This is a genomic window from Sphingobacterium sp. HMA12 (assembly GCF_002933815.1).
Classification (GTDB): Bacteria; Bacteroidota; Bacteroidia; order Sphingobacteriales; family Sphingobacteriaceae; genus Sphingobacterium.
Genome location: NZ_BEYR01000001.1, coordinates 1,011,160 through 1,036,231 on the forward strand (window position 1 = coordinate 1,011,160; position 25,072 = coordinate 1,036,231).

Annotated in this window: 27 protein-coding genes; 15 read left to right on the forward strand and 12 right to left on the reverse strand. The window is 39.5% G+C overall.

Going from position 1 to position 25,072, the window contains the following annotated elements; translation table 11 throughout:
• The first annotated feature begins 43 nt into the window (after nt 1-43).
• Complete coding sequence (locus HMAT_RS04155) at nt 44-1,666, forward strand: arylsulfatase (RefSeq protein ID WP_104381534.1); 1,623 nt, start codon at nt 44-46, stop codon at nt 1,664-1,666.
• Between the two features lie 189 nt (nt 1,667-1,855).
• Here HMAT_RS04155 and rnhA read toward each other — a convergent pair whose 3' ends face one another.
• Nucleotides 1,856-2,350 (reverse strand): ribonuclease HI, encoded by a 495-nt coding sequence (gene rnhA, locus HMAT_RS04160; RefSeq protein ID WP_104381535.1) that lies wholly within the window; start codon nt 2,348-2,350, stop codon nt 1,856-1,858.
• A gap of 209 nt (nt 2,351-2,559) precedes the next feature.
• On the opposite strand from rnhA, the gene HMAT_RS04165 reads away from it, so the two are divergent.
• From HMAT_RS04165 to HMAT_RS04180, 4 genes are all read left to right on the forward strand, one after another.
• Nucleotides 2,560-4,395: an alpha-L-fucosidase gene (locus tag HMAT_RS04165; RefSeq protein ID WP_104381536.1), complete on the forward strand. Its 1,836-nt coding sequence runs from the start codon at nt 2,560-2,562 to the stop codon at nt 4,393-4,395.
• Nucleotides 4,396-4,513: 118 nt separating this feature from the next.
• Nucleotides 4,514-4,972, forward strand: coding sequence for a hypothetical protein (locus HMAT_RS04170; RefSeq protein WP_104381537.1), 459 nt, complete (start codon nt 4,514-4,516; stop codon nt 4,970-4,972).
• A gap of 85 nt (nt 4,973-5,057) precedes the next feature.
• Nucleotides 5,058-5,765: a Sir2 family NAD-dependent protein deacetylase gene (locus HMAT_RS04175; RefSeq protein WP_104381538.1), complete on the forward strand. Its 708-nt coding sequence runs from the start codon at nt 5,058-5,060 to the stop codon at nt 5,763-5,765.
• Nucleotides 5,766-5,830: 65 nt separating this feature from the next.
• Complete coding sequence (locus HMAT_RS04180; RefSeq protein ID WP_104381539.1) at nt 5,831-6,928, forward strand: DUF2891 domain-containing protein; 1,098 nt, start codon at nt 5,831-5,833, stop codon at nt 6,926-6,928.
• Between the two features lie 90 nt (nt 6,929-7,018).
• Here the strand turns inward: HMAT_RS04180 and HMAT_RS04185 are convergent, their stop codons facing one another.
• On the reverse strand, nt 7,019-7,369 hold the full coding sequence (locus HMAT_RS04185; protein ID WP_104381540.1) for a helix-turn-helix domain-containing protein: 351 nt from the start codon (nt 7,367-7,369) through the stop codon (nt 7,019-7,021).
• Between the two features lie 93 nt (nt 7,370-7,462).
• Here HMAT_RS04185 and HMAT_RS04190 point away from each other — a divergent pair, with 93 nt between their 5' ends.
• Nucleotides 7,463-7,834: a DoxX family protein gene (locus HMAT_RS04190; protein WP_104381541.1), complete on the forward strand. Its 372-nt coding sequence runs from the start codon at nt 7,463-7,465 to the stop codon at nt 7,832-7,834.
• A gap of 100 nt (nt 7,835-7,934) precedes the next feature.
• Here the strand turns inward: HMAT_RS04190 and HMAT_RS04195 are convergent, their stop codons facing one another.
• A complete protein-coding gene (locus HMAT_RS04195) occupies nt 7,935-8,087 on the reverse strand; it encodes a lmo0937 family membrane protein (protein ID WP_104381542.1) in 153 nt (50 codons plus the stop codon).
• Between the two features lie 141 nt (nt 8,088-8,228).
• Between HMAT_RS04195 and HMAT_RS04200 the strand changes: the two genes are divergently transcribed.
• Entirely contained in the window at nt 8,229-8,516 is a 288-nt protein-coding gene (locus HMAT_RS04200; protein WP_104381543.1) for a hypothetical protein, read from the forward strand.
• A 63-nt stretch (nt 8,517-8,579) separates the two neighbouring features.
• Nucleotides 8,580-9,098, forward strand: a complete 519-nt coding sequence (locus tag HMAT_RS04205) for a CinA family protein (RefSeq protein ID WP_104381544.1) — start codon at nt 8,580-8,582, stop codon at nt 9,096-9,098.
• 42 nt (nt 9,099-9,140) lie between these two features.
• Here the strand turns inward: HMAT_RS04205 and HMAT_RS04210 are convergent, their stop codons facing one another.
• Nucleotides 9,141-10,322 carry a glycosyltransferase gene (locus HMAT_RS04210; RefSeq protein ID WP_104381545.1) on the reverse strand — a complete coding sequence of 394 codons (1,182 nt, stop codon included), beginning with the start codon at nt 10,320-10,322 and terminating at the stop codon, nt 9,141-9,143.
• A gap of 440 nt (nt 10,323-10,762) precedes the next feature.
• Between HMAT_RS04210 and HMAT_RS04215 the strand changes: the two genes are divergently transcribed.
• Nucleotides 10,763-11,143 (forward strand): YidH family protein, encoded by a 381-nt coding sequence (locus tag HMAT_RS04215; RefSeq protein ID WP_104381546.1) that lies wholly within the window; start codon nt 10,763-10,765, stop codon nt 11,141-11,143.
• 221 nt (nt 11,144-11,364) lie between these two features.
• On the opposite strand, the gene HMAT_RS04220 is transcribed toward HMAT_RS04215, so the two are convergent.
• On the reverse strand, nt 11,365-12,942 hold the full coding sequence (locus HMAT_RS04220; RefSeq protein WP_104381547.1) for a Na+/H+ antiporter: 1,578 nt from the start codon (nt 12,940-12,942) through the stop codon (nt 11,365-11,367).
• 602 nt (nt 12,943-13,544) lie between these two features.
• On the opposite strand from HMAT_RS04220, the gene HMAT_RS04225 reads away from it, so the two are divergent.
• The 3 genes from HMAT_RS04225 to HMAT_RS04235 all read left to right on the forward strand — a co-directional run bounded on the left by HMAT_RS04225 (nt 13,545) and on the right by HMAT_RS04235 (nt 16,045).
• The gene (locus tag HMAT_RS04225) at nt 13,545-14,885 is read left to right on the forward strand and encodes a M60 family metallopeptidase (RefSeq protein ID WP_104381548.1); all 1,341 of its coding nucleotides are present in this window, start codon (nt 13,545-13,547) and stop codon (nt 14,883-14,885) included.
• A gap of 341 nt (nt 14,886-15,226) precedes the next feature.
• Nucleotides 15,227-15,493, forward strand: a complete 267-nt coding sequence (locus HMAT_RS04230) for a hypothetical protein (RefSeq protein ID WP_104381549.1) — start codon at nt 15,227-15,229, stop codon at nt 15,491-15,493.
• Nucleotides 15,494-15,583: 90 nt separating this feature from the next.
• Nucleotides 15,584-16,045, forward strand: a complete 462-nt coding sequence (locus HMAT_RS04235; protein ID WP_104381550.1) for an NUDIX domain-containing protein — start codon at nt 15,584-15,586, stop codon at nt 16,043-16,045.
• 85 nt (nt 16,046-16,130) lie between these two features.
• Here the strand turns inward: HMAT_RS04235 and HMAT_RS04240 are convergent, their stop codons facing one another.
• Nucleotides 16,131-17,129, reverse strand: coding sequence for an AraC family transcriptional regulator (locus tag HMAT_RS04240; RefSeq protein ID WP_104381551.1), 999 nt, complete (start codon nt 17,127-17,129; stop codon nt 16,131-16,133).
• Nucleotides 17,130-17,223: 94 nt separating this feature from the next.
• Between HMAT_RS04240 and HMAT_RS04245 the strand changes: the two genes are divergently transcribed.
• Nucleotides 17,224-19,470 (forward strand): TonB-dependent siderophore receptor, encoded by a 2,247-nt coding sequence (locus HMAT_RS04245; RefSeq protein WP_104381552.1) that lies wholly within the window; start codon nt 17,224-17,226, stop codon nt 19,468-19,470.
• Between the two features lie 69 nt (nt 19,471-19,539).
• Here the strand turns inward: HMAT_RS04245 and HMAT_RS26930 are convergent, their stop codons facing one another.
• The 5 genes from HMAT_RS26930 to HMAT_RS04270 form a co-directional block, all read right to left on the reverse strand.
• Nucleotides 19,540-19,701 carry a hypothetical protein gene (locus tag HMAT_RS26930; RefSeq protein ID WP_158655606.1) on the reverse strand — a complete coding sequence of 54 codons (162 nt, stop codon included), beginning with the start codon at nt 19,699-19,701 and terminating at the stop codon, nt 19,540-19,542.
• Nucleotides 19,702-20,645: 944 nt separating this feature from the next.
• The gene (locus tag HMAT_RS04255; RefSeq protein ID WP_104381554.1) at nt 20,646-21,329 is read right to left on the reverse strand and encodes a ClpP family protease; all 684 of its coding nucleotides are present in this window, start codon (nt 21,327-21,329) and stop codon (nt 20,646-20,648) included.
• A gap of 12 nt (nt 21,330-21,341) precedes the next feature.
• A complete protein-coding gene (locus HMAT_RS04260) occupies nt 21,342-21,614 on the reverse strand; it encodes a hypothetical protein (protein ID WP_158655607.1) in 273 nt (90 codons plus the stop codon).
• Complete coding sequence (locus tag HMAT_RS04265) at nt 21,595-22,128, reverse strand: RNA polymerase sigma factor (RefSeq protein WP_104381556.1); 534 nt, start codon at nt 22,126-22,128, stop codon at nt 21,595-21,597. The genes HMAT_RS04260 and HMAT_RS04265 overlap by 20 nt, the downstream gene beginning before the upstream one ends.
• 133 nt (nt 22,129-22,261) lie before the next feature.
• Nucleotides 22,262-23,221 (reverse strand): helix-turn-helix domain-containing GNAT family N-acetyltransferase, encoded by a 960-nt coding sequence (locus HMAT_RS04270; protein WP_104381557.1) that lies wholly within the window; start codon nt 23,219-23,221, stop codon nt 22,262-22,264.
• Between the two features lie 146 nt (nt 23,222-23,367).
• Here HMAT_RS04270 and HMAT_RS26935 point away from each other — a divergent pair, with 146 nt between their 5' ends.
• Complete coding sequence (locus HMAT_RS26935) at nt 23,368-23,523, forward strand: hypothetical protein (protein ID WP_158655608.1); 156 nt, start codon at nt 23,368-23,370, stop codon at nt 23,521-23,523.
• 100 nt (nt 23,524-23,623) lie between these two features.
• Nucleotides 23,624-24,184 carry a hypothetical protein gene (locus HMAT_RS04275; RefSeq protein WP_158655609.1) on the forward strand — a complete coding sequence of 187 codons (561 nt, stop codon included), beginning with the start codon at nt 23,624-23,626 and terminating at the stop codon, nt 24,182-24,184.
• Between the two features lie 36 nt (nt 24,185-24,220).
• On the opposite strand, the gene HMAT_RS04280 is transcribed toward HMAT_RS04275, so the two are convergent.
• Nucleotides 24,221-24,967: a hypothetical protein gene (locus HMAT_RS04280; protein ID WP_233789101.1), complete on the reverse strand. Its 747-nt coding sequence runs from the start codon at nt 24,965-24,967 to the stop codon at nt 24,221-24,223.
• Between the last annotated feature and the right edge of the window lie 105 nt (nt 24,968-25,072).

Genomic DNA, 25,072 nt, shown 5'->3' on the forward strand with positions numbered 1-25,072 from the left:
ATTTTTATCATGGAGACTAAACATATATAAAAATTCTTATCAAATGAAAAAACTAACACTATGTATTGCCTTTATTTTTGGTGGTGCAAGTGCTCTTGTGGCACAAAGCAACAAGCCGAATATTATCTTGATTCTTGCAGATGACCTCGGATACTCCGATTTGGGCGCTTATGGATCGGAGATCGCAACCCCCAATCTGGATCGTCTGGCCAGCGAGGGAATACGTTTAAAACAATTTTATAATAACTCCATTTGCGCGCCAACACGTGCATCCCTGATTACAGGTCAGTACCAGCACAAGGCCGGCGTTGGATATTTTTCCAATGATTTGGGCTTACCGGCTTACCAAGGTTACCTCAATGCTGAATCATTGACGATTGCCGAAGTTCTTCGTGCCAATGGCTACGTCACCGCGACATCAGGCAAATGGCATGTGTCCGGTAAAGGCAAGAGCCTGCCTTGGGACCGTGGTTTTGATTTCGTTTTTCCAAGAGAAGAAAAGAATTCAGATTCAGGAGCTCCGACATTTAAAGGAGCGACAGATGCTGCAGGTTATCCCTTGGAAAGCTCTTTTTCTACAGAAGTAATCAATCGGGAGGCCGAAGGTTTTCTAGATCAGATCAAAGGTCAGGACAAACCGTTCTTCCTATATTTAGCGCATACCGCACCGCATTGGCCTTTAGTTGCCCTGCCACAGGATATCGCAAAGTATAAGGGACACTATGATAAAGGTTGGGAGAGCATCCGTAGGGCGCGGTTTAAGCGCCAAAAAGAACTTGGGATAGTTGACAAGACGACCACACTTTCTATTGCCGATGAAGATATCTACGATTGGGAACGCCTATCCTTTGACCAAAAGCAGCAGTGGGCCAGAAAAATGGAAGTTTTCGCTGCGATGGTCGATCGCCTGGATCAGACGATCGGTAAGTTGTTGCAAAAACTCAAAGAAAATGGCCAGTTGGACAATACCTTAATTGTGTTCCTGTCAGATAATGGTGCACCTGCGGAGGACCTCGTCCGCTGGTTCCATGGTGCCCGATTGAACAGTGGGCCAGTGGGTACGGTAGGTTCATTTGAGTCACAAAGTAAAAATTGGTCCTATGCATCAAATACTCCATTCAAGGCATTTAAAGATTACACTTATGAGGGCGGGATCAATGCCCCATTTATCGCTTGGTTTCCGGAGAAAATCGCCAGTGGCATCAAAAAAGGAACTGGCCATATCATTGACCTGGCGCCAACCTTTTATGAACTTGCCGGAGCCAATTATCCCAAGGAATATCAAGGACATCAGGCAAATAAACTTCCCGGAAAAAGTTTACTTCCGGTGCTGTTCAATCAACAGGATACCGTAACGCGCGACGAAGGTCTTTTTTGGGAGCGGGCCGGAAACCGTGCCGCGCGGATAGGAAAGTGGAAATTGGTGTCCACCTGGCCATCCTACAAATGGGAACTATATGATCTGGAACAAGATCCGACCGAACGAAAGGATATTGCCGCACAACATCACGATGTAGTCTCGCGCCTATCCACCGCTTACTTTCGTTGGGCTAAGGATAATGGAGTGGTGGACTTTGCTGAATTAGAAAGTAAGGAGCCTATTAGTATGAAGGAGTTTCGGGAAAGTAAGGTACAGGAGATCGCAGCACCAGCATTTCGTTTTTAAGAAGCAAACTCTTATATCAATGAAACAGATTTTTTAGGTATGGTTTGATTGTGGTGAAGCGTTTCACTTTACATTATTTTATGAAAAAAGGCACCAAGTTCCAATGGATCGGGTGCCTTTTCGCTAATTTGATCAATATTCAAATTGTCTACATCATTCCTCGACATCGACCTTTGAAGTTGTATCCTGCTACTTGTTTTCTTCGACTTCAAATACCGTATCGATTTTCCAATTGGCCTTATCTTTGGATGCGGCCACAGCCAAACGGTCACAACGTTCGTTTAAAGGATGGCCAGCATGGCCTTTTACCCAAACCAATTTGACTTTATGTAGTTTATAAACACTCATTAAACGCATCCACAGGTCTTTATTTTTTTTTCCCGCAAAACCTTTTTGGATCCATCCATACACCCACTTTTTGTCAATGGCATCGATGACATATTTGGAGTCGGAATATACCGTAACAGCCTGATTTAAGTTTTTTAATGCTTCGAGCCCTACAATGACGGCCATCAGCTCCATACGGTTATTTGTTGTTTTTCTATACCCTCCTGAAAATTCCTTCTCAATTAATTTCCCCTTGAACGCCTCATTGTCGCCTGTATAGATAGTTCTTAAGATAGTTCCATACCCTCCTGGACCGGGATTTCCACTCGATGCCCCGTCTGTATATAATTCGATCATACCCTCCAAACTTAGATAAATTTGTGTTGAAATACAATTATAATTGTGTGGAGCAACGCTATATCCTGACAATCTGCCTGTCAAATCAAGGAGTTATTCGGTTTAGCACGAACGTCTTGGCTGTAATTTATCATTTACACAATAGAATTCTGGCGATTTATATGTATTTTGCTGGCTTAAACTCGTTATGTAATCGATAATTTAGCTCTATGAAGTTTCAAAAGGTTTCTCTTTTTGTTCTTTTAGCGTCGGCGTGCTTAAACGTCAGCGCTCAGAACACTATTTCAGCACAAAAAATGGATTGGTTTGAAGACGCCAAGCTGGGGATTTTTATTCATTGGGGGATCTACTCCGTTGACGGGATTTCTGAGTCATGGTCATTCTTCAATAACTATATTAACCACGATAATTATATCAAACAGCTTGATGGTTTTACGGCCAAAAATTATAAGCCAAAGGAGTGGGCTAAACTGATCAAACAAGCAGGCGCAAAGTATACAGTGATTACGACGAAACATCATGATGGGATTTCCTTGTGGAATACTCAGGCGGATAAAGCGATTACCACCCTAAAAGATGCCGCTGCCAAACAGGATGTTATTACACCATTTGTTCAGGCTATACAGCAGGAGGGACTGCATACAGGTCTCTATTATTCTCTGCCCGATTGGAGCCATCCTTATTACGATGTATTTACACGTGCAAGAAAACGTTACGAACTTGTCAAAGAGCCAAATCGTTGGAACCAGTATGTCGAATATTATCAAAAACAACTCAGCGAATTATCGCAGCAATATAAACCCGAATTGATCTGGTTTGATGGCGACTGGGAACATAGTGCCGAAGAGTGGAAGTCCAAGGAAACGTTGTCGCTTTTACGGAAATACAATCCGAACATCATTATTAATTCGCGCTTGAATCACCATGGTGATTATGAGACTCCTGAACAGGGAATTCCTGTAAGTCGGCCAGATGCTAAATTCTGGGAGCTTTGCTATACCATGAATGACTCTTGGGGATATCAACCCTTTGACAAGAAATACAAATCACCCAATATGATCATCCGCACATTGGTGGATTGTATTTCCATGGGTGGAAACCTCCTCCTGGATATTGGCCCAAAAGCTGATGGCAGCATTCCAGAAGAGCAGATGAATATTTTGAAGCAGTTGGGAAGATGGACGAATAAACACGCTTCGGCAATATATGGCACAAGAGCAGGTATTCCATTTGAAAATTACAACGGGAAGTCCGCTTTGTCAAAAGATGGAAAAACCCTCTATCTTTATGTATATGAGCAAAAACCGCAATTGCAGTTAAAGGGTTTGCTGAACAGTGCTATTCAGGCGGTTTCTGTTGTTGGAGATGTCGGGTCTAAGGTAACTGCGGTAGCGTTGGATGAAAGGATCCAATTGGACTTGACAAAAGTTAACTTTGATCAGGACGTCACAGTATTGGCCCTGACGTTCAAAGACAAGGTACAGTGGCATGCACCCCGGGAAGAAGCTATTACATTACAAGCTGTACTTGATAACAAGCAAACCAATACCGCATTAAATAAAATCGCGTCAGTACTCCATAGTGGAAAAAATATCTTTGATCATTCGGGTTTAACTATAGACGGCATGGAGTCAAAGCTGCCTGTGGGAAATCTGACAAATCCAGCCGTTCTAGACTGGGTTAAGAACCATGCGGAAGCACTTTATGAGACTGGAAAGGGACTACCTGAAGGACATTATGAAGGTTTAAGCGCTCTTTCAAAGGATCGTCAGACCCTTTACCTTTTTGTTGAAGGCACGCCTACAGGCCCTATTGCGCTCAAAGGAATTAAGAACGGGATCGCACGGATTCGGCTGGTGGGTGAAGGATCCATGATCAATCATGAGATTTTCAATAAACTGTACTGGAGCAGTATTCCGGGGATTGTTTATATTCAGGTACCCAAAGAACGCTTGGATAAAAATATGACTGTCATTGCGGTGTTATTGGATTCGCCTTTGGCATTGCACCGTGAGAAAGTTGGCGCGATTGAAAATAATCTTTAACGGTAGCGAAACAAATTATTTGGCCCCGGGGTGCTAGTATCCCGGGCTTTTTTTCGGTCAAAAATAATTTTTGACTCCGCCGTTATGGTGGAAAATATTTTTATACTAAATTAGGCGGATGAGTCTATTGCATACTTTTCTTGCATCCCTATCTGTGGTCGCACTATGTGTTTCCTGTACTGCCGGAGATGGAAATAAAATGGAACGACAACGTGCAGATTCGCTTACGAATAAAGTCGTTGAGGGAAAAATAAATCTGGAGGTGCTGGCCAATTCAGACGAATTTATGTATTTCAATGAGAAATACTTTCATGAGCCGGCTGATTTGAAAACGATACCTAAGTTTGACAAAGTACAGATTCAAATTGTAACCTATCGTATTTATAAACATGTGAAGCTGTCGGATAACCGTTATGATTTTGCTGTAAAACAGGCAAAAGATCTGCATATACCCAATAAGGCGTTTGTTTATTACCAGCGTTCTTTCGATGAGATGAACCGGAAGGCCGCCGCCAGCAAAGATTCTATTCGGCTGGAGCTTCCTAATAACTATGCCACTAAATTGATAAACGAGTAGTGGACTCGTTTCTTGTTTAAAAAGTTATCCTTCCGAACCCACTAGATTCGTAAGATTTATTTATTTTTAGGCACTAAGCAAGCACATGGAAAAGAAAAATATCGTCGTACTGACAGGAGCAGGGATTTCTGCCGAAAGTGGGATACCTACTTTTAGGGATGCAAATGGACTATGGGAAGGACATGATGTGATGGCTGTAGCCTCTATTGAAGGATGGAAGAGAAATCCAGCGCTTGTTCAGGAATTTTACAACCTTAGACGAAAGGCGGCGCTGGCCGCAAGGCCGAATGCTGCGCATCTCGCGTTACGCCAGTTGGAATCGGCCTATCAGGTCACGATCGTTACACAAAATGTCGATTTGTTGCATGAGCAGGCTGGCTCTACAAAGATTATACATTTACATGGTCGATTGGACCAATCCAAGTCTTCTATTGACGATCGTCTGATTTACCCGATAGAGAGCGAAGAAATAAAAATGGGAGATCTCTGCGAAAAAGGAAGTCAACTGCGACCGAATATCGTGTGGTTTGGGGAAGCTGTTCCGGAGATTGAACGGGCAATGTCCTATGTTTCAAGAGCAGATATCCTCATGATTATCGGAACTTCCTTACAGGTTTATCCTGCAGCTGGGCTGCGACAATTTGCGCCTCATTATTGCCGGTCTTTTTTGATCGACAAGCAGATTCCCAACAGTACAACATTGGGTCGGATAACGTGTTTTGAAGAAGCAGCAACCGTGGGGGTTCCAATCTTAGTCGAACAGCTGCTTCAAGAGGCCTCAGTCAAAGATTAATATAGCAGTGGATTATAAACTTCAAATAAACCTCATCCTGATAGATGGAATAAAAACTTAAAAAAATGAAAAGAATAATAGGACTGATTTGTAGTTCAGTATTGGCTATTTCTTGCCACAATAACGCAGAGATCAAGGTAAATAATAGTACAAATAATGCCCCGATACAATTGGATAGTGCCCAAGCAAGACATTTGCTTACATTACCATTGCATTGTATTGAAATTGAATATCCTAACAAATTGGGACAAGTACTCGGAAGTGATCAGGATTTGAAGGGGCCGCGCACATTACATCCGATTTTCTACGGTTGTTTTGACTGGCATTCCTCAGTCCATGGTTATTGGTCAATCGTACGAATTTTAAAGCAATTTCCTAACTTGGACAAGTCTGGCGTAATTCGGAAACAGCTGGACCGGAATATCACTGCAGAAAATGCGGCAACTGAATTAGCTTTCTTTCAGGACAAGAATAATAAAAACTTTGAGCGCACCTATGGTTGGGCCTGGTTGTTACAATTGCAAAAAGAACTACTAACCTGGAAAGATCCCGATGCGGAGCGTTGGGCAAAAATTCTCGATCCGATGGCAAAACATATCATGAAAGCCTATCAGGAATATTTACCAAAATTGGTTTATCCGATTCGAACCGGTTATCACGATAATTCCGCTTTTGGCCTATCGCTGGCATTGGATTATGCGCGGGGAACAAATCATGTTGCTTTCGAAAAATCATTAATGACCAATGCTGTGAGGCTATACGACCACGACAAAAATTGTAATATCTCCTTTGAGCCTAGCGGCAGCGACTTCCTTTCACCCTGTCTTGAGGAGGCACTTTGCATGAGTATGGTTTTAAGACAGGATGAATATCGAAAATGGCTGAAGGACTTTCTTCCGGAACTTTTCAATCCTGACTTTAACTTGGAACCTGGTATTGTAAAAGACCGTACCGACGGACATTTGGTTCATTTGGATGGATTAAATTTTAGCCGGGCGACTTGTCTAAATGGTATTGCAAAGGCACTTCCTGAGCTAAATCATCTGCATGGTTTAGCCAATAAACATCTGAAATATTCATTGCCCAATATTACTTCCAAAGACGACTATATGGGCTCCCATTGGTTGGGTACTTTTGCGCTTTATGCACTTTCCAAAAATTAATGCCCACAGTCATATGAAAGCTGTGACCTGTGATCTGGAATAACAACATCAAAATAGAGTCCCTGCAAATTCAAATGCAGGAACTCTATTTTACATATTTGTTTCACCCCATTCATCCATAAGGATTAAAATCTTTTCCAAAGAGCGCCCCAATGCTGTTAGCTCATATTCAACCTTCGGGGGGACTTGTTGATAGACAATACGGTTGACCAGTTTGTCCTGTTCAAGTTCCTTCAGTTTAGCGATAAGCATACGCTCTGAAATACCGACGAGCCTTTTTCGCAGTTCACTATAACGTAATTTGCCTTCATGCAGGAGATAAGAAAGAATATTTATTTTCCATCTTCCCCCAATAGCAGATAAAGTAAAGGCAATGCCACAATGATCTTTCCAGTAGCTTTCATTGATCATGTTGGTGGAGTTTTCTTTTCTGTTATTCATACTTACTTTTCTGTTCGTATCATACAATTTCGTGCGTACTGTTATTCATGCAATTTAATAAAGAAATTTGTAGCTCATCTCATAAAGTATAAAATGGAAACTATAAAATTTATCGTTCATTGGTTCAGTTATGCCTATTACCTGTATGTATTTGGATATGCCTCATTATTCAAAGTTTTTCAGAAACAGTCCATGATGCAAAGCATGGATTCTTTAGGTTTTAATAAAACCTGGACACTAGGCATCGGAGTAGGCGAGTTGCTGGGTGTTTTACTTCTTCTGATTGGTTTATACAAACCCGAAATCAAAACTGTAGGGATTTTACTTTTATTTCCATTTGCAATCGGCGCTTTTACGGCACATATGGCTCATGGGGAATACCATCATTTTTACAATTCATTAATGATGTGTATTCTTAGCATTGTTTTACTGGCAACGGACAAAAATTTTAAAATTATTATTTAGCGTTTTGATAGCACAGAGTAGGAATGTTTTAAATTCCTACTCTGTGCTATTTTTCTATTCTTTCATAAAGAAAGAGCTACGCTTTTGTGAAAACAATCGTTTAGGCCGCCCCACGGATGACTCGCAACAATACCACTATAATTGCAATGACCAACAATGTGTGGATAATATTTCCTGTCGCGTAGCCTCCAAAAAAACTAATTGCCCAAATGATTACTAAAATAACGGCGATAATGTATAATAAATTTCCCATAATTTTGATGTATTTTTTACTAATAACAATAGCCGTTTAAAGATTGTTTTGGAATAAAAACAAACAATGTTCTGTTAGCTGTTGTTCGGCTGTTAAAGATTACCGTTGGAAGAAAATTTAATCAGTATAAAAACGAATACGATGGCAAAAGCTTATTTACAAATAACTTTAAAAATTAATAATAGCGATAAAGGTGCTGTATCAGGCATATATGACAAATTTCGAGACTCGTTTCTTGATCAGGTAAAAGGCGCAACTTCGATAGAGTTGTTGATTGGAAATGGCTATATCCAATTACTACACGTTTTTGATACGGCTGAAGATGCACAAGCATTTTTATCAACCGAGCTGTATAATAATGAAATTCTTTTAGCCTTGAAATCCCTAATGGTAGATACACCTATGATCAGCGTATATTCTGTCTTATAATAACAGTTTTAAAGAAACAACGAAATAGGATGATGCACTTCTGGGAACGTAAATCTAAAGGCTATGAACAAAATACAATTTTTAGAGGCGCAGCAACTTAAACAAATTAGGAACGTGCTTCTGATTCATCATGAACGTTTAGCAGTAGCAGAAAGCGTTACTACTGGCCTGCTACAGTTTGCTTGTGCACAAATGGAAAATGCGATGGATGTCTATGGCGGAGGAATGACAGCATACACGCTAGAGGAAAAAATCCGTCTATTGGATGTCGATGCAGAGGAAGCCCACAAGTGTGACTGTGTATCACCGCTTATCGCTGAACAAATGGCCGTGAGGATAGCGTCTTTATTTCATACGGAATGGGGAATTGCGACAACGGGTTATGCGACTATTGTACCCGAGTCAAGGGGGAAATTATACGCTTTTTTTTCAATCGCTTACCAAGAAAAGATTGTGCATAGTGAAAAAGTGGAACTAGATGTAAACACCAAAGCTCAGGATGCGCAATCGATTTACGTCACCAAGGCACTTCGGGCATTTTACTTTGCTCTAAAAAATCAGACTAGATCGAAATTACCATAATATAAAAAAGAAACGTCTCTCTAATTGGAGAGACGTGATTCCTTATGCTTCCTGTTTTAAATCAAAAGAACGGTAATTCTTGTAATGTACTAAGGATCGTATCGGCGTTGTTAGCGTGGATAAGACCTCAAGATATATCTTTGCAACCCTTTTCCATGTTGTCTGTTCCCCATAACTACGGGCTTTGAAACGATGCCAAGCAAGTAGTCTTCGAGATTGATAAAGCAATTGGATATTCTCACTCATTGTTTGAATATCGTTGAAGGGAGTAAGAATTCCCCGCTCGTCTGTCAAGAGATCTGTTGCATGCCAATATGGTGTCGAAATGACCGCCGCACCTGCACCGACAGCAAAAGATAATGTCCCGCTACTGATTTGCTGTTCATGTTGATAGGGAGATAAATAGATATCACAAGCTGTTAAGTATTCTTTCAGTTGTTCGTCACTTAAAAATTCATCTACAAAAACTATTTTATCCTGTAATTTCAACTGAGCCACTAAGCTTTGTAATTCAAAACGATAGGATTCACCTTCGTGAGCCAGAACATTCGGATGTGTTTTACCTACGATCAGGTATTTGAAATTTGCTAAATCCAGTCCTTCCAAGGAGCGGATTGCATATTCAAGTCCTTTGCTCCGACCAATTAAGCCGAAAGTCATCATCACAAAATTATCTTGAAAACCTAATCTATATTTTGCTAATCCTTGATTGTAATCAAATTGTGGCACGCCATGCGGAATTACTTTAATTTTTTTATCGTCAATCAAAGGAAACAATTCCATTAACAATTCCCTTCCTTTGGGCGATAAGGATACCACAGCCTGCGATTTTCTTAAAAGCGATTCCATAATCTCCTTTTGACGTAATGAGGGCGATTGCAATATGGTATGAAAGATCGTTAGCAATGGTATATTTAAATTATTGGCAAGCTGATTAATAAATACACCATCAGCACCGCCAAATATACCATACTCATGTTGAATAATACAATAGTTATATTCTTCATTGATAATATGAGCAGCTTGAATATAGCTATCCAATCTTTCCTTGTCAATAACAAAGCGCACAGATGGATCAAATTCTTCAACGCATGTTCTGGATACTGCAATCACATCAATGATGGTATCCCGGTCCGCGCTCATGCCTCGTTTAAGATCTTTTGTGAAAGTTGCCAATCCACATTCCTGGGGTGGATAGGTACTTATAATAGCGATTCTTCTCATAAATTTAGGCTTTTTTGCTGTCTTCTTTATCGTTATCAACAGGGATATCCAAAATAGCCATCAATAATAAATAATATCCCTTTTCTAATCCCATTTTTTTTGCTTTTTGATCTATATTTTCCATGTTAAGTATTATGATTAAGGTGGTGTTTTTTTTTACTTTCGTAAATCAAAAGCTGTACCTAAAAGCCCGTATTTATGACATATCCGTAGTTTTCAAATGTCTAATCCGTATAGTGAACTGTATTTGCCGCAAAAAAAACTTTTGACCAGGTATTTTTCCCCGAGTAAAGAAATTTATTCTATTGCTGAAAATAGTATTTGCCACAGTAATTTATTTCAATCTTAGTCTAAACAATATGTGCCGGCTGATGGTTTATCTACGGGATTACATCAAGGGCCCCATGAAGAGCCTTTAAAATGTATTTTATTAAGATATAATGGAAAAGAATAATTCTAAAAAAATCAATGATCATTTGGCCAACGAGCGTACATTTTTAGCCTGGATAACTACGAGTTTGGGCATCATGGGCTTTGGTTTTGTCGTCGTTAAGTTTTCCCTTTTTATCCAACAGGTGACATTAATGCTCAATTCAAAAATGACGATGGATATTGAACATGAGTATTCGGGGATTGTTGGTATTTCGATTGTTATTATTGGTTCTATTACTGTGGTCTTGGCTTACATCAAGTATAGGAGAGTGGCCAAACAAATTGAAGAGGAAAGTTTTACCTATGGGTCCTATGGTATTGTTTTGATGTCAGCCTGCTTTCTCATTATTGGCCTGCTATTGGGCTGGCATTTGATAGATAGTCTATAAGATCTTTGTTCCAAATATTGTTTCAATGGTACCATCCAATATTGTCCTTCTCTTTTCTTTCAAGCGGAAAGTACTTGCTATAAACTTTCATTGATGGCTATTGCCTTCTCTATATAATACTTTTATTGCATTTTTATGCTCCGCGATATTTTTTGATAAAAAAATAAATATAGTGCAAGCTTTTGTGCCAGCTTGCGAAAAGAGTTTAGGATGTTAACTTTCTAGCTTTTCATATTCATTCTTTCTTCCTGCAGGTCAAGCAGACGTAAGTGTTTTCGTATAATTTCCTCATCAAGCAAAAGCTCTTCACGATTTTTATTGATCAGCCATACCCGTTGAGTTTCCAGAATGTCAATATAGATTTTTCGATATTCAGCGTAATTAATGATGATTTCCGAACTCATCAATTGATTTTCATATTTCTGCAATTGGTCCTTCAATGTGGGGAAGCTGTCTACTTTGTCTGCATAATCCTGACGTATTTTATCCACAGCTACCTGAGCAAGCTTGTTTTGAATTTCGTAATCTATTTCCTTTTCTGTTCTCACGAAATCCCGGTCTACAAGTGGGAATTTTTTCAATAAAAAGGGGAGGGTAAGTCCTTGGACAAGTAATGTTAAAAGAATGGTGACAAATGTGATAAAGAGGATCAGATTTCTTTGTGGAAAAGGTGTACCGTCAGCTAAAGTCAAGGGGATTGAAAGTGCGGCGGCCAAAGAAACCACACCCCGCATTCCGGTCCAACCAATGATCATAGGAGTTTTCCAACCCGGAGACTCCGCATCCGCCACTGTGATGAAATTTCTCATAATTAATGTGGTAATTACTGCCGCATAACCAGCAAAAATCCGTACAATAATCAATACAGCAGTAACCGCCAGACCATAACCTATCGCCGTATAAATATCAGTGTCGCCCAATCCATTAACAATTTCGGGTAGATCCAAACCGATAAGCATGAAAACAATTCCGTTAAGCAGAAAACAAAAGCTTTCCCAAACCGTTACAGTACGTATTCTGGATGCACTACTCAAAAAGTCGTGACTTCGATAAGATAGAAACAAGCCACCGCTTACTACCGCCAAGACTCCAGAAGCGTGAAGTTCTTCCGTGATCAAATACATGGAGAAGGGCGCAATAAAAGTCAATAATATATCTGTATTTGGATCGGTAGGTAATATCTTGTGCATTTTAAGGAAAATATAGGCCATTGTAATTCCTATGCCAACGCCGCCTACACACATCCACACAAAGTTCCCTGCCGCTTCGTACCAGACAAATTGTCCCGTTGCGGCTGCAATCATCGCAAAACGGAAAATTATTAACGAAGAAGCATCATTCAGCAAACTCTCTCCTTCAAGAATGGAAGCCAATCTTTTCGGCACTTTTACAAATTTCAAAATTGCACCTGCACTTACTGCGTCAGGAGGAGAGACAATTCCCCCCAATAAAAAACCTAAGGCCAAAGAAAATCCAGGGATAAAATAATTCGCGAAAATCGCTACCGATAATGCGGTGAAAAACACGACGACAAAAGCAAAACTAAAAATAATTCTGCGCCATCGCCATAGTTCTTTCCAAGACGTGGACCAGGCCGCTTCATAGAGTAGGGGTGGCAGAAAAATAATAAATATTAATTCAGGTTCTATTTTTATGGGCGGTACTCCCGGAATAAAACTTATTAGAAGCCCGGCTACGACAAGTAAAACAGGATAGGCAACCCGAATTTTTTTTGCCAGCATAATAAGCATGGTGATCAGTAGGACCAAAAAAAGATAGAATGCGAAATTTTCTAACATGTATAAATTTTAGATACATAAATATATAGTAAATTTTTAAAAACATTTAGCGCCTTTCTAAAATTTAGACAGACCCCAAATGTTGCTTTAATCTTAATCCCATTTCGATCTTTTTGAGATATGGATTATCGTGTTTAAATCTAGTATGTCAGTCAATTGATTTGTTGCAGGATAATCAGTCAAGTCTGCGTCTACTAATAGCTGTAATAGAAGGGAGCTTTCAGTGTTTTAGACATTTCACGTTAACGGAACGCAAACAGGTTTTCGGAAAAATTTATCCAACTAAGTTTTAAACGAAGTTATCTTGTATTTAATATTTAAAACTATTGATTTTTTTGTTTATGGTGTTCGTTGTACACTGTAACGTTTTCGTTAATTGCGCAATCGTTTGCTGAAATTTTTTAGTGTATTTTCAGCTATATTGGTATATGTTATAGAACAGTATTATAACTGCTGAAAGTTGAATTGCTGACACCTCGTATGATGGCAATTTGTGTTTAGAACAGTTATCTGCTGTTGAATCCGATTTGAAAAAAGAATCTGTAGGGAATCTGGGCTAACAAAATAATTAATTCAATTCATAAACTAAATTTCAAAAACCAATGAGAAAAAACATCATTTATGGCATTGCGCTCTGTTTGATTACCGTATTTTCATCCTGTAAAAGAGAGGGGAGTTGGATGGATCCAGTTTCCCGAGATCCAGCTCCTATGGATTTGGCTGTTGCAGACAGTATTCAGATTTTTAAAATTACACCATCAGCGTCCACGGAAGTGGATCGGATGCAATTCAGGGCAAATCACAATGATATGCAGGCAACAGGATTTTATGTAGCTCCCAATAGTACGATCACCTTGAATGTAAACGTTCATTCTGGGACTACCGTTCCTCGTTTGGCAATAGGTACACCTTTCAGAGATAATATTCGGCCTGTAAGACAGTATTTTAATCTCCAGGCTGGAACGCAGTCGTTCACAGTTGATGAATATGGCGGCTTAGTTTACCTGATCTATACAGCCAACAATTATACAACTGCTGGGGAGATCGAAATTAGCTTTGGAAACGGTTTTATTCCAGTCCCCTACTTCCAGAAAGGGAAAACAACGCATGAGCAATGGCTAGCGACTCTAGATTCGCTAAAAAATACAGCCCCAGATGTTATATTCTCTTCTGACCGTACAATTATGGTCGCGAATATGGACGAAGCTCTCCTTTATAAAAATGAAGATCAACAGCTCATCGTGAGCAGATTAGATTCTATTATTGGATTTTCGAATTATATCAGTGGATTGAGTGGAGCAACCGGTGTACATGCAATCCCTTATAACAAACATTTAATTACCGTTAGAGATTCTTCAGCCGGAGGATATATGGCAGCCGGTATTTCGATCTATTATACAGAATCTTTATCATATAGAATGCTTCAGCCTAAATATCTGTCCAATACGAATGGTTGGGGAATCTGGCATGAAGTAGGGCATACCTATCAGCAAAAAGCCTGGACCTGGGGGAATTTAACTGAAACAACCGTCAATGTCTATTCTTTAGCTAGCGAACGTGGTTTTGGTCTACCTGTGAGCCGCATCACCGCAAATAATTCCTGGCCAAAATTGGATACTTACTTTCAAAAAAACATAGCCGATCGCGATTTTAATTCAGGAGATAACGACTTAAAGATGATTATGTTTCATCAATTATGGCTGGCGTTTGGAGATAACCTCTATATTAATTTAAGTAAAAACACGCGGGAAAACCGACCGGCTGTTTCCACTGACGCAGAGAAAATGCGGTATTTTATGCTCTCAACTTGTCAGATCGCGCAGAAGGATCTTTCGGATTTCTTTAAAAAATGGGGTTTTAAAGTTGATCCATCTGTTTATGCGGAAATTACAAATCTTAATTTACCTGCGCCAGCTCAAGATATTACGTTGTTAAGGGATTAAATTTGTTTTCAGTAGTAATCATATTGTATAAATCGGAGGACGGACTATCTGTGCTCCGATTTATGTAAGGGACAGTGTGCAATTCTAGACATTCGTTGTTCAATTGTGACCAGTTTATGATCTCGGGTATTCTGTAGTGTTTGTTTGCCAGGTGCGTACTGTTTTGGCTAGAAAGTTGGCCGTTGAGTTACTAGCGATATGCAGATGGCCTGGATGAAGTTTTAACATAAGGTAAGCACGAACTTGTAAAGATTTTGCATGATAAAACGATAATTTCCCGAAACCCGCAGCTTGAAGAGAGACAAAGTTCCTTTGGAGCTAATTTTTTGCTAATTTGCAACATGTCAATGCAAACAAATACTTATCAATTATTTTCCGATGCGATTTTGTCCATCTGGAAAAATCAAGGAGTATCCTATATTAAGGTTGAGGAACTATCTACAATTGAGGGGATCACTTTTTTTGAGCTGATACCCGATGCTGAGCTTTTGGATGGAGGTGAGGTAGATACGCTTTATGCCATAGATGCTGAGGATGTAGATGATATGCTATTATTTAGCAAAAATGTTAGGTTTGTCGTTCACAATATCTATTTGGAAGAAGATTAAGCCGAATATTTGTGTAAAATAAGGAACAGCATTCTTAAAATTGAAAATTAGTTATAATTATAAAGCGTTGCTTATAATACGCTTATTCAGATGACAAAAAGAAGATTCAGTGCCGGAATATTACTGTATAAATTTCAGGAAAAAGGAATTTCTTTTTTTCTGGTTCATCCTGGCGGCCCCTTTTTTGCGAAAAAAGACGAAGGATGGTGGACGGTGCCCAAGGGGGAGGTGGCGGATGATGAAAGTGAACTTGAGGCAGCTACAAGAGAGTTTTTGGAGGAAACCGGTTATTTGCCCAGCGGAAGTTTTATACGATTAGATCCCATTAAGCAAAAAGGTGGGAAAATAGTCCATTGCTGGGCTGTTGAGGGGGACATTGATCCTGATAGTCTTATCAGTAACGATTTTCAGATCGAATGGCCACCAAAATCGGGCCGGATACAGACCTATCCAGAAATAGACAGAGGCGCCTGGTTTACGATGGAAGAAGCCAAGAAGAAAATCAATATGCAGCAAATTTCTTTCCTTGAACAAATAGCAGCTATTTTTTGAACGATGTAAGTACTATAAATGAATCTTAGTCGGATTGTAGATAAGGTTTATCTTTTAATGAATCAATTTTTTTCATGGAGAGACCTCATTGTGTAGGTACTGCTTCCGATTTTTTTCGAAGTTGATTTGGAGCTATGCCACAAAGCTTCTTGAAGGCCACAGAAAAAGATGAAGGAGAAGAATATCCTGTCCTGAATGCTATTTCTTTAATGGATAGATCGGTTGTTTTTAACAGAGAGATTGCTTCCTGAATATGTACTTTCGTCGCAAATTGGAAGAGTCCCATACCTGATATCTCCTTAAATCCCTTTTTCAGTTTGTATTGATTGATTCCAAATTTAATAGCTAGCTGTTCGATTGTATAGAATTCTCTGGTATTCTGTACAATAAAATCTTGAATCGCATAAAATATATTGGCATCAGCTTCTCGGTAACTGCTTCCCATGTTCGATTGTTTCTTTTCATGATCGATCCATTCAAATAACAATTGGAGGAGGGTCATTATTTTACCTTTCATAAAGTACTGTCGCAGGATACCCGTTTTATTACAGGACTTCATCTCCTGAAGAATGTGAAGCATTTGTGGACTGACGGGAATGCCTTCTTCAACCAAACGAACAAAGTTATTCTTATCAACTTCATCTATAAAAGAATCTACAAGTTGCGTTTCTGCAATAAACTGGTGAAAATAGTCTGATTCCACATAGATGTCGAAATTGCGATAGGCAATATTTTTCTTGAAGAATATTTCTACATCCGATTCTGAAGGGGTGAAATAAATATAATTGTGCTGAGGCAAATAGTTATTGCTTTTGTTGTTAATACTATCTTTTAACACCTGTTGGTTGAGGAAAAAGGCAATTTGAATATAGTTTTTTGTAGAGGTTTTGTACGTCAGCGTAATGTCCTGTGCGTAAATATAGGCGTAATCCCTAATGATAAACTCTTGACTGTTGTAGATATAGGTTGTCGTGAAACTTCCTAAAGGAGAGTCTAGATGTTTTATCGTTTGGTCATCCTCATCCTGATCATAAAAGCGCAGTACTTCGGCCATCAGTTCTCGATTTGTTTTAATTACTCCCATATTCTAATGTTTTTCTCCCGAATTCGAAATTCGATTGGGTCAATGTGCTCTAAATTTGTGGCGTAAATTTAATTATATTAATTCTAAATAGAGTATGTTGAAGAAAAGTATTCTCTGGAGCATCCTAGTTTTGCCGACTGTGGCCTTGGCACAGAGCGGTAAACCGGAAAAAGGGGAAAATAAAATAAAGCTTGTAGTTGACTCCACAAAGGTGGATAGTACAAAGTCCTATGTGTTATCAACAGCGAATGTTGTGGCCAATAGAACGACTATACCATCTTCGACCTTGCGTCTCGGCGAAAATCTTTTGGTGACTCCGCAGAACATTCAGGTAATCGACCAGCGTTTACTCAATGATCAAATGATCTTGACCACTGCGGAAGGGCTATCCCGGAATGTGAGTGGCGTGCGGACCATTACACATCAGGAAGAGGGGAGTGTAGGTATCGCTGTACGGGGATTTCAGGCCTCCAACCTGCGTAATGGGATGGATGTAAGCGGTAGTTTTGGTCCGCTACGGGAGGATATGGCCTTTGTGGAACGCGTTGAATTCGTGAAAGGTCCGGCGGGATTTATGATGGGTAATACACAGCCTGGAGGTTTCTATAATATTGTGACCAAAAAACCATCGGGAACGAATCAAAAAATCGCGCAGATGACTTTAGGAAGCTATAATCTATTGCGTGCTGCTGTTGATATTGACCAGCGGCTGAGCAACGATGGAAAGTTTTTGGGACGGTTTAATCTAATGGGAACTAAGAAAGGTAATTTTCAACAAAATGTAAATCACGAACAGTTTGTTTTGAATCCATCTTTTAAGTATAATGCGAGTGAAAATACCAATGTAATCGTTGAATACATTCTCTCTCAAAATAATTTTGAAGGCGGGTTTTCGAAATATGTCTATGGTATAGACGGTTTTAAGGAGTTAAAGAAGAATTTTTCATTTAATGATCCCATTATGGATCCGACCAAATCCTGGGAGCACAATGTTTATGGAACGATCAACCATAATTTTAATGAGGATTGGCTACTGACAGCACAGTTTGGTTATGTACGCTCTGAAATGGAAGGAGCCTCTTTGTATGCGAATTACAATGCAATTGCGTTAAAAGATGGAGCTGATGGTATTAAAAAAGGTGATGTAACGCGTAATGTTAGCATCAATGATGCATTAAACACATCAACCGTGGGACAGGTATTTACACGCGGGAAGTTCAAAACTGGCGAGGTCAGTCACAATATTCTTGCAGGGTTGGATATGGGCAAGAAGTTCTACGTGGCGGATTGGTCTGTTGCGGGTAGCATTACCGATGTAAGCAAAAAACTGCCAGTCAATGCCAAGGGAGAGGTGATCTTTAATATCTATAATCCCGTTTACGGGAATTTAACCAAAAATATGTTACCGGTGTATGACCGCTCCAAATCCTTACGGGAACGTGGGGCCAACTATTTATCGGATTATTCGTACAGTTCTGTGCACATACAAGATGAAGTTCGTTTTCTGCAGGATAGACTTAGGATCGCTGCTGGTCTACGCTATACAGCAACAAAGAAGGTATCCATTGCTAATAATGGCAACGAAGTTAAGAACGAAGCATTTACACCTCGCTTTAGTGTAACCGGCTTGTTAACACCTACCTTTACTGTCTATGCTTTGTATGATGAAACATTTCAGGAACAAGCTGGATTGCTTTTGGACGGGGGAGCGGCAGATCCGTCCTATGGAAAGAATAAAGAGATTGGTGTGAAGAAAACCTGGTTTCAGAATAGGTTAATGACCAATTTAACGGCTTATCATTTAACAAAGACCAATATGCTCAACGCTGCCGGTGTTGACAATCCCGGTAAATTTGAACAGTCGGGTGAAGCAACATCCAAAGGAATTGAATTAGACGTCAATGGACTGATTAACAAAAACTGGAACGTCGTCTTCAATTACGCTTACACTGACGCCACGGTAACAAAAGATAAAGATCCAAAAAAAATAGGCGGAATGTTATACGGTACTGCCCGACATATTAGCAATGCGTGGATCAAATATACAGTGACAGCGGGTCATTTAGAGGGACTTGGATTCTCAGCTGGCTACGAATATCAGGCCAAGCGTGCAACTTGGCCTGTTGTCCAAGATCATAAATACCTTCCTGATGACCTGTTTTCTATAGACTTGGGTGCATCTTATCAAAAAAATAATTATCACATTGCATTATTGGTCAATAATGTGACCAACCGGTATAATTATGTTGGGTTTTATCCCGGAGCTTGGGGATATACCCATTATGGATGGCGTGTAGTAAACCCGCAAGGCTTTCGAGTAAACTTGGCCTATAAATTTTAACTAAGTCATTATATAGTAAAAATTGTTTGTCACATGCTTTACTGGCCCAGCTATTCTTAGCTGGGCTTTTTATTTGTCCGATAGGGGAGCATTTGCGCTATTGGAAGCGATAGGCAGGCCTGCTGCCGATAGGTAAGGGAATCCAACGTTTGGTGAAGGAAGATTACAGTCTAGTTTGGGTACAAAGGTTTTTGCTGTAGTGATATTTATAAATTTAGTATATCCCTTCATCTATAATTATGCGATTTTTAAAACCATTTCTACATGTCGAATAATTATTCTATTAAAACGAATTGTAAACAAGGACTTTCGAATATAAAATCCAAGTTTATCTATGTCAAAAAAACCACTAGATTTAAGTTGAACTTATGGTTTGGATATAAAGATTAAGAAATATGCATGCACTGATAGGTGATTAATAAACTGTTCAATAGCAGAGCGCATGAAAAACATGTTATCATTGCTGTTTCTAGTTGTTATACTGCATTTCTGTGAAAACAGTAGGGGAAAAGTAACAGGAAATGAAATCTGCTGAAATCCAATAGTATACAGCTTAAATTTGCAAGATAAGATCTTTGGGTTAGGGGACGAAACTGAACCGAGTTAAAATTAATCTGTTAAATAATAACAGGTCGCACATGTATACAATATGAAAAAAACTATCTTTCGATTTTGGCTGGTCAATATTCTGATAAGCATAACCTTATCTGTTCTGTACAGAATTGTTATTAATGAGCTAAACTCTGCTGATAATACCCTTTTTGAAAGGTTCATCAGTATATTGGATCTATTGATAAACTTGGGTTTATCGGCGGTATACCTTGTTGCAATCGTTTTTAGTTCCCTATCATTTTTTCTCAACCAAATTAAAAAAATCAGGGATAATTATTTTTTGTCTTTCTTGACATTTTCGGCGATACCCTTCTTCAGCGTTCTTGTTCTGGGAGGTGAGGTTTTGATCGACTATTATCGATATGATATCATATTTCCGCCGCTAAGGCTACTGCTGCTCTTTTCAATAGTTTATTTAATATGCACAGTTGTCGAATTTTTGGTATTCAGGAAAAAAGTAGAAAAGATAGATAGCTGATGTTTATTAAAGCTAAACAAACCACAATCGCTATTGATATCCTATTATCAATAGCGATTATCTATCACCTTTAACCTATTGGCGCTTAGGTAAGCACTTCATCGATTATGCCGAATTCTTTTGCCTCAGCCGCAACCATCCAATGGTCTCTATCGCTGACATCATGTACCTTCTGATAAGCTTGTCCGCTATGTTTGACGATAATGTCATAAAGTTCTTTTTTTATTTTCAAAACCTGAGTGGCCGTAATTTCAATGTCCGAGGCTTGCCCTTGGACACCCCCTAAAGGCTGATGTAACATGACCCGTGCATGTGCCAGGGCACTCCGCTTGCCCGCAGCACCACCACATAATAAGATTGCACCAAAGGAGAGTGCCATACCCGTACAGATAGTCGCGACGTCAGGACTGATTAATTGCATTGTATCATAGATGCCGAGCCCCGCATAAACTTCGCCTCCGGGGGAATTGATATACATGTGTATATCTTTTTTGGGATCGACGGATTGCAGAAATAATAGTTGAGCCTGTACAATGTTGGCGATATTGGATTCGACAGGTGCCCCCATAAATATAATACGGTCCATCATTAATCTGGAAAATACATCCATTTGCGATACCCTTAATTCGCGTTCCTCGGTAATGTAGGGCGTCATCGCTAAAGGGATATTAGTGCGTTCAACGCTGCTTAAGTAGTTTTCTACCCGATCCTTTGGGACATAGCAGTGCCCGGCCGCAAATTTGCAGAACTCATTTTTATCAATATTCATGATTTTTTAGATTTATGTTTTTTTGAATAGCCGCCTTATTTTTTGGCTAAAACCGATATATTTGGGTTGTGTAAACAGTGCCTGCTGTATTGCTTCAATTTCTTTTTTCAATTGTTTGCGACCAAATTGTTTTACGATTTCGTAAGCTTTTTGCTGTGTGATTACTTTATCAGCCAATTCATTGTCAAGCAACAATTGTGCATCAAATAGCAGTGCTTCGCCAGGATCTGCTGTTCCCAGGATCTGATTTTCTATCTGTTTTGTCTCATTCCATGAAGTCATCATACACTAGGGATTTTTCTCTGATGGTTTCTCTTATTTTCTCCAGGCATTTATATTTTTGAACAGTAGCACTCCGTGTTCCTGAATAGCCGAATTCATCTGCGATCTCCTGGAGTGATAGGTGATCATAATAAAAGCTTTTTAATAAATTCATACATTTGCGCCCTGCAGTTTCCAAAAATCGTAACAGCCGTCTGCTGGATGGATACTCTTCATCGGCTGAAGGAATCTCGATATGGTCTAATGGAAGATATAGGTTCGTTTGGTAATAACGTTTTAACCACAGATTCCTAGCTGTGCCGATAAGGTAACCGATATCATTTTTTAATGCCGTGGGACTTAAGATGACCTTTTCGTAATAAATGACCAAAGCATCTTGAAATACATCCTTCGCTTGGTCAAAGTCTCCACCCATACGGCTGACATATTTGGCCACCACAGGAAACGCACTTTTATAGAGATCCATAAAAAGTGCCTGTCGCCTCATTGCTCGATTTGAATTACTAACACCTTGCATATATTTATCTTTTATAACAATGTACCAATTATGGTCAAAGTATCACCTTTTATTTAAAAAATAATTTAAATAATAAAAGCTTCCCATTACAGGAAGCTTCGAAGCTTTAAGTTTTTAGCAATGTCTTTCTTGCCTAGCTGTTTCGAAGGTCAAGTTCCATTTGGATATTACAGCGCTGATAAGGACTTGGATAGCCTGTAATTTTTTGAAACCCCAATTTATAATATAGATTGATCGCTGGCTTTAGGATGGTATTGCTCTCCAGATATAATTTCGAAGCACCTAGATTTTTGGCCTCCTCAATAATCGCGCGACCTAGTATAGTTCCTATACTTTTACCTTGTGCTTTTGGGGAAACTGCCATTTTTGCCAATTCATAATCAAATTCAGGATGATCCATCTTGATGAGTGAACAGACGCCCAATGGCTCATTATTATAAAGAGCTACGAGAATTTTTCCCCCTTTTGCTATAATATACGCTTCGGGATTTTCCAGCGCTTTATGATCGGTTTCTTCCATTTCAAAATAAGTCGAGATCCATTCCTCGTTTAAGGATTTAAATGCGTGGCGATACTCAGCCTCATAGGGAACAACCCTCACATCCTTACTTTCACGAATTTTCTTCTGTTCCTCCACACGCTTCAATAACGATTTTTGTTCCAAAAGGAATTCCCATTCCGCTAAAGCTTCCCAAAGATTGTGGGTAGCTTCTTGGATGATACCATCAATGGCATGATCGATATCGATGCATTGGATCCGCATTCGTTCCCAAAGCACTTTACCATTCTCGGTCAATCCAACCATATTTTGTCGTTTGTCTGCTGAGCGTAGATTATCTTCGACCAGCCCGGCACTGATCATCTCCTTGACAATTTTAGTCACAGAAGGCTGGGAGTGACCGATCTCGTTTGCGATATCCGTTATGGTTTTGCAATTGCCTTCCGAAAGAATAAAGAAAACGGGGAACCACTTCGGTGCAAAATCAATCTGGTAGAGTTCGTGTAACCTTGCCGCTTCCTCCGTTACATTTGATGCCATATAGCGTAATCTGCTACCTAAGGCTATTTTTCCAGTTTTTTCAAATAGTTCCACAATAGTATAAGTAATTATATAACCAGTTATGCAAATGTAAAAAACATTTTGAAACCGCAAAAGATCAAATAAAAAAAATAGTATATCAGATAAATGAATCTTACTTTTTATCCGCGAGTTTATCTTCGCATAGCGTAAAAATCCAAGTGCGATCAGATAGTCTTGACGCTTTGGTAGACATACGGATCAACGTAAATAAATGGGCATCAATTGATCTGAGATCATTTTCCCTGCTTAGAGAAGTCGATCTGAATGGTAACCCATTGCGAAAGATCAATGTGATGGGGCTTGAGGCATTTTAAATCGAGATTATCGATGCCATACTACGCACACTGTACGGCTGTCTGGAAAATAATATATGGAGAATTATGGTTATATTTAGGTGATATAAACCGTACAACAATGACAGTGAAACAAAGCGTACCGGCAGGAAAGACGGTTGTAGGAATAATATTCCTTTGCGTTATTTTCAATTTATCTGGATGCGCCTCTTTGAAGCAGACTAGAAAGGAGGGTATGCTTGAAATTTCTGAGTTGCAGGCTTTCGACGGTATTTATAATAATGTGGCTAGTCAACAGGAAGATGCTGAATTTTCTTCTCTTTGGAACCAGCTGATCTTACAGGATAAAATTGATCTGCTCGATTTCAAGAATGCCAAAATCAGACTTAGCACACTGGGAAAGAACCAGATCGAGGCGACCTGGCTGCTGGGGGATACAGTAAGGAAGAGCATCGTGCTTGAAGGAAAACTCAAGGACAATTATTTCGTTTCTAGGCATAAACGGATTATTATACCCATACCACTGATATACGGACAGATCAAAAATAATCAGTTTCAATTGTGGATTGGTCAAGATAATCAACTGCATCTCGATAGACTACAGAACAGGTGGGGCTGGGTGTTCGTTTTCCTTGCAGGAACAGACAATACTTCAAGCCACAGATACGAGAAAGCAAAATAGAAAAGGGGACAAACTGTAAAGGGTATGATTCCTGCTTCAATCGTTCTGTTTTACGACGGTATGTAGCTTTGTCAGGTAGTAAATAAACTGCTTCTTTTTTTGATCGCCTTGGCCCTGCATGGTATAGGCTTTTACGATAAAGGAATTATCATCTAGCCACCTGATATCGTCGACGGCCCAATCCTTGGTTTGAAAGCTCATGAGCTCAGAAAGACGACACTTTTTTTGATCCCCTCCATCCTGTACTTTGAGAAGCCCTATAAAACAGCTATTGCGTTCATAGTCATAATTGTAATAGTAAGCCACAAAGCGGCCGTTAGGTGAGGGAACGGGGAGTTCCACAGCAGCATCGCCGACCGAAATAATTATATTTTTTACTGCACTATTGCTGTCTATCAATACCATGTCACTGAAATCTAAATGTTCCGAAACACTATGGCTGACCAGAGCGTAGCATTTTAGCACGGGAAAATAGCCTTTGTATTGCCACCCACGGAATCCATCCAGCTGATTTGGAGAATCGTCATATTTTTGCAGCTTGACCTTCCCATTTCCGGTAGGAATAATGATGTTGTTCCTATCGATAGTGGGAATGGGCCGGGTAAGCTGATTTACTGCACTCGCCTTTTTATAATCTTTTTCCGTAACTGTTTTAAAATGAATCGTAGGAAGATTATCATAGCTGTCAGCATAGCCAACAGCAAATTCCTTGTTTGCTTGGCCCGAAGCGGTCCTTATCAAAAAGAAAAAAATGATCGTTATTGATACGTTTATCTTGGACATAGGTGATATTAATCTAGATACGCAATGAATTGAAGTTTTCTAATCATTGAATTTACGAAATTGTCACGAGGAGCCCAGCATTATAGCTATATTTCCTTTGGAAGG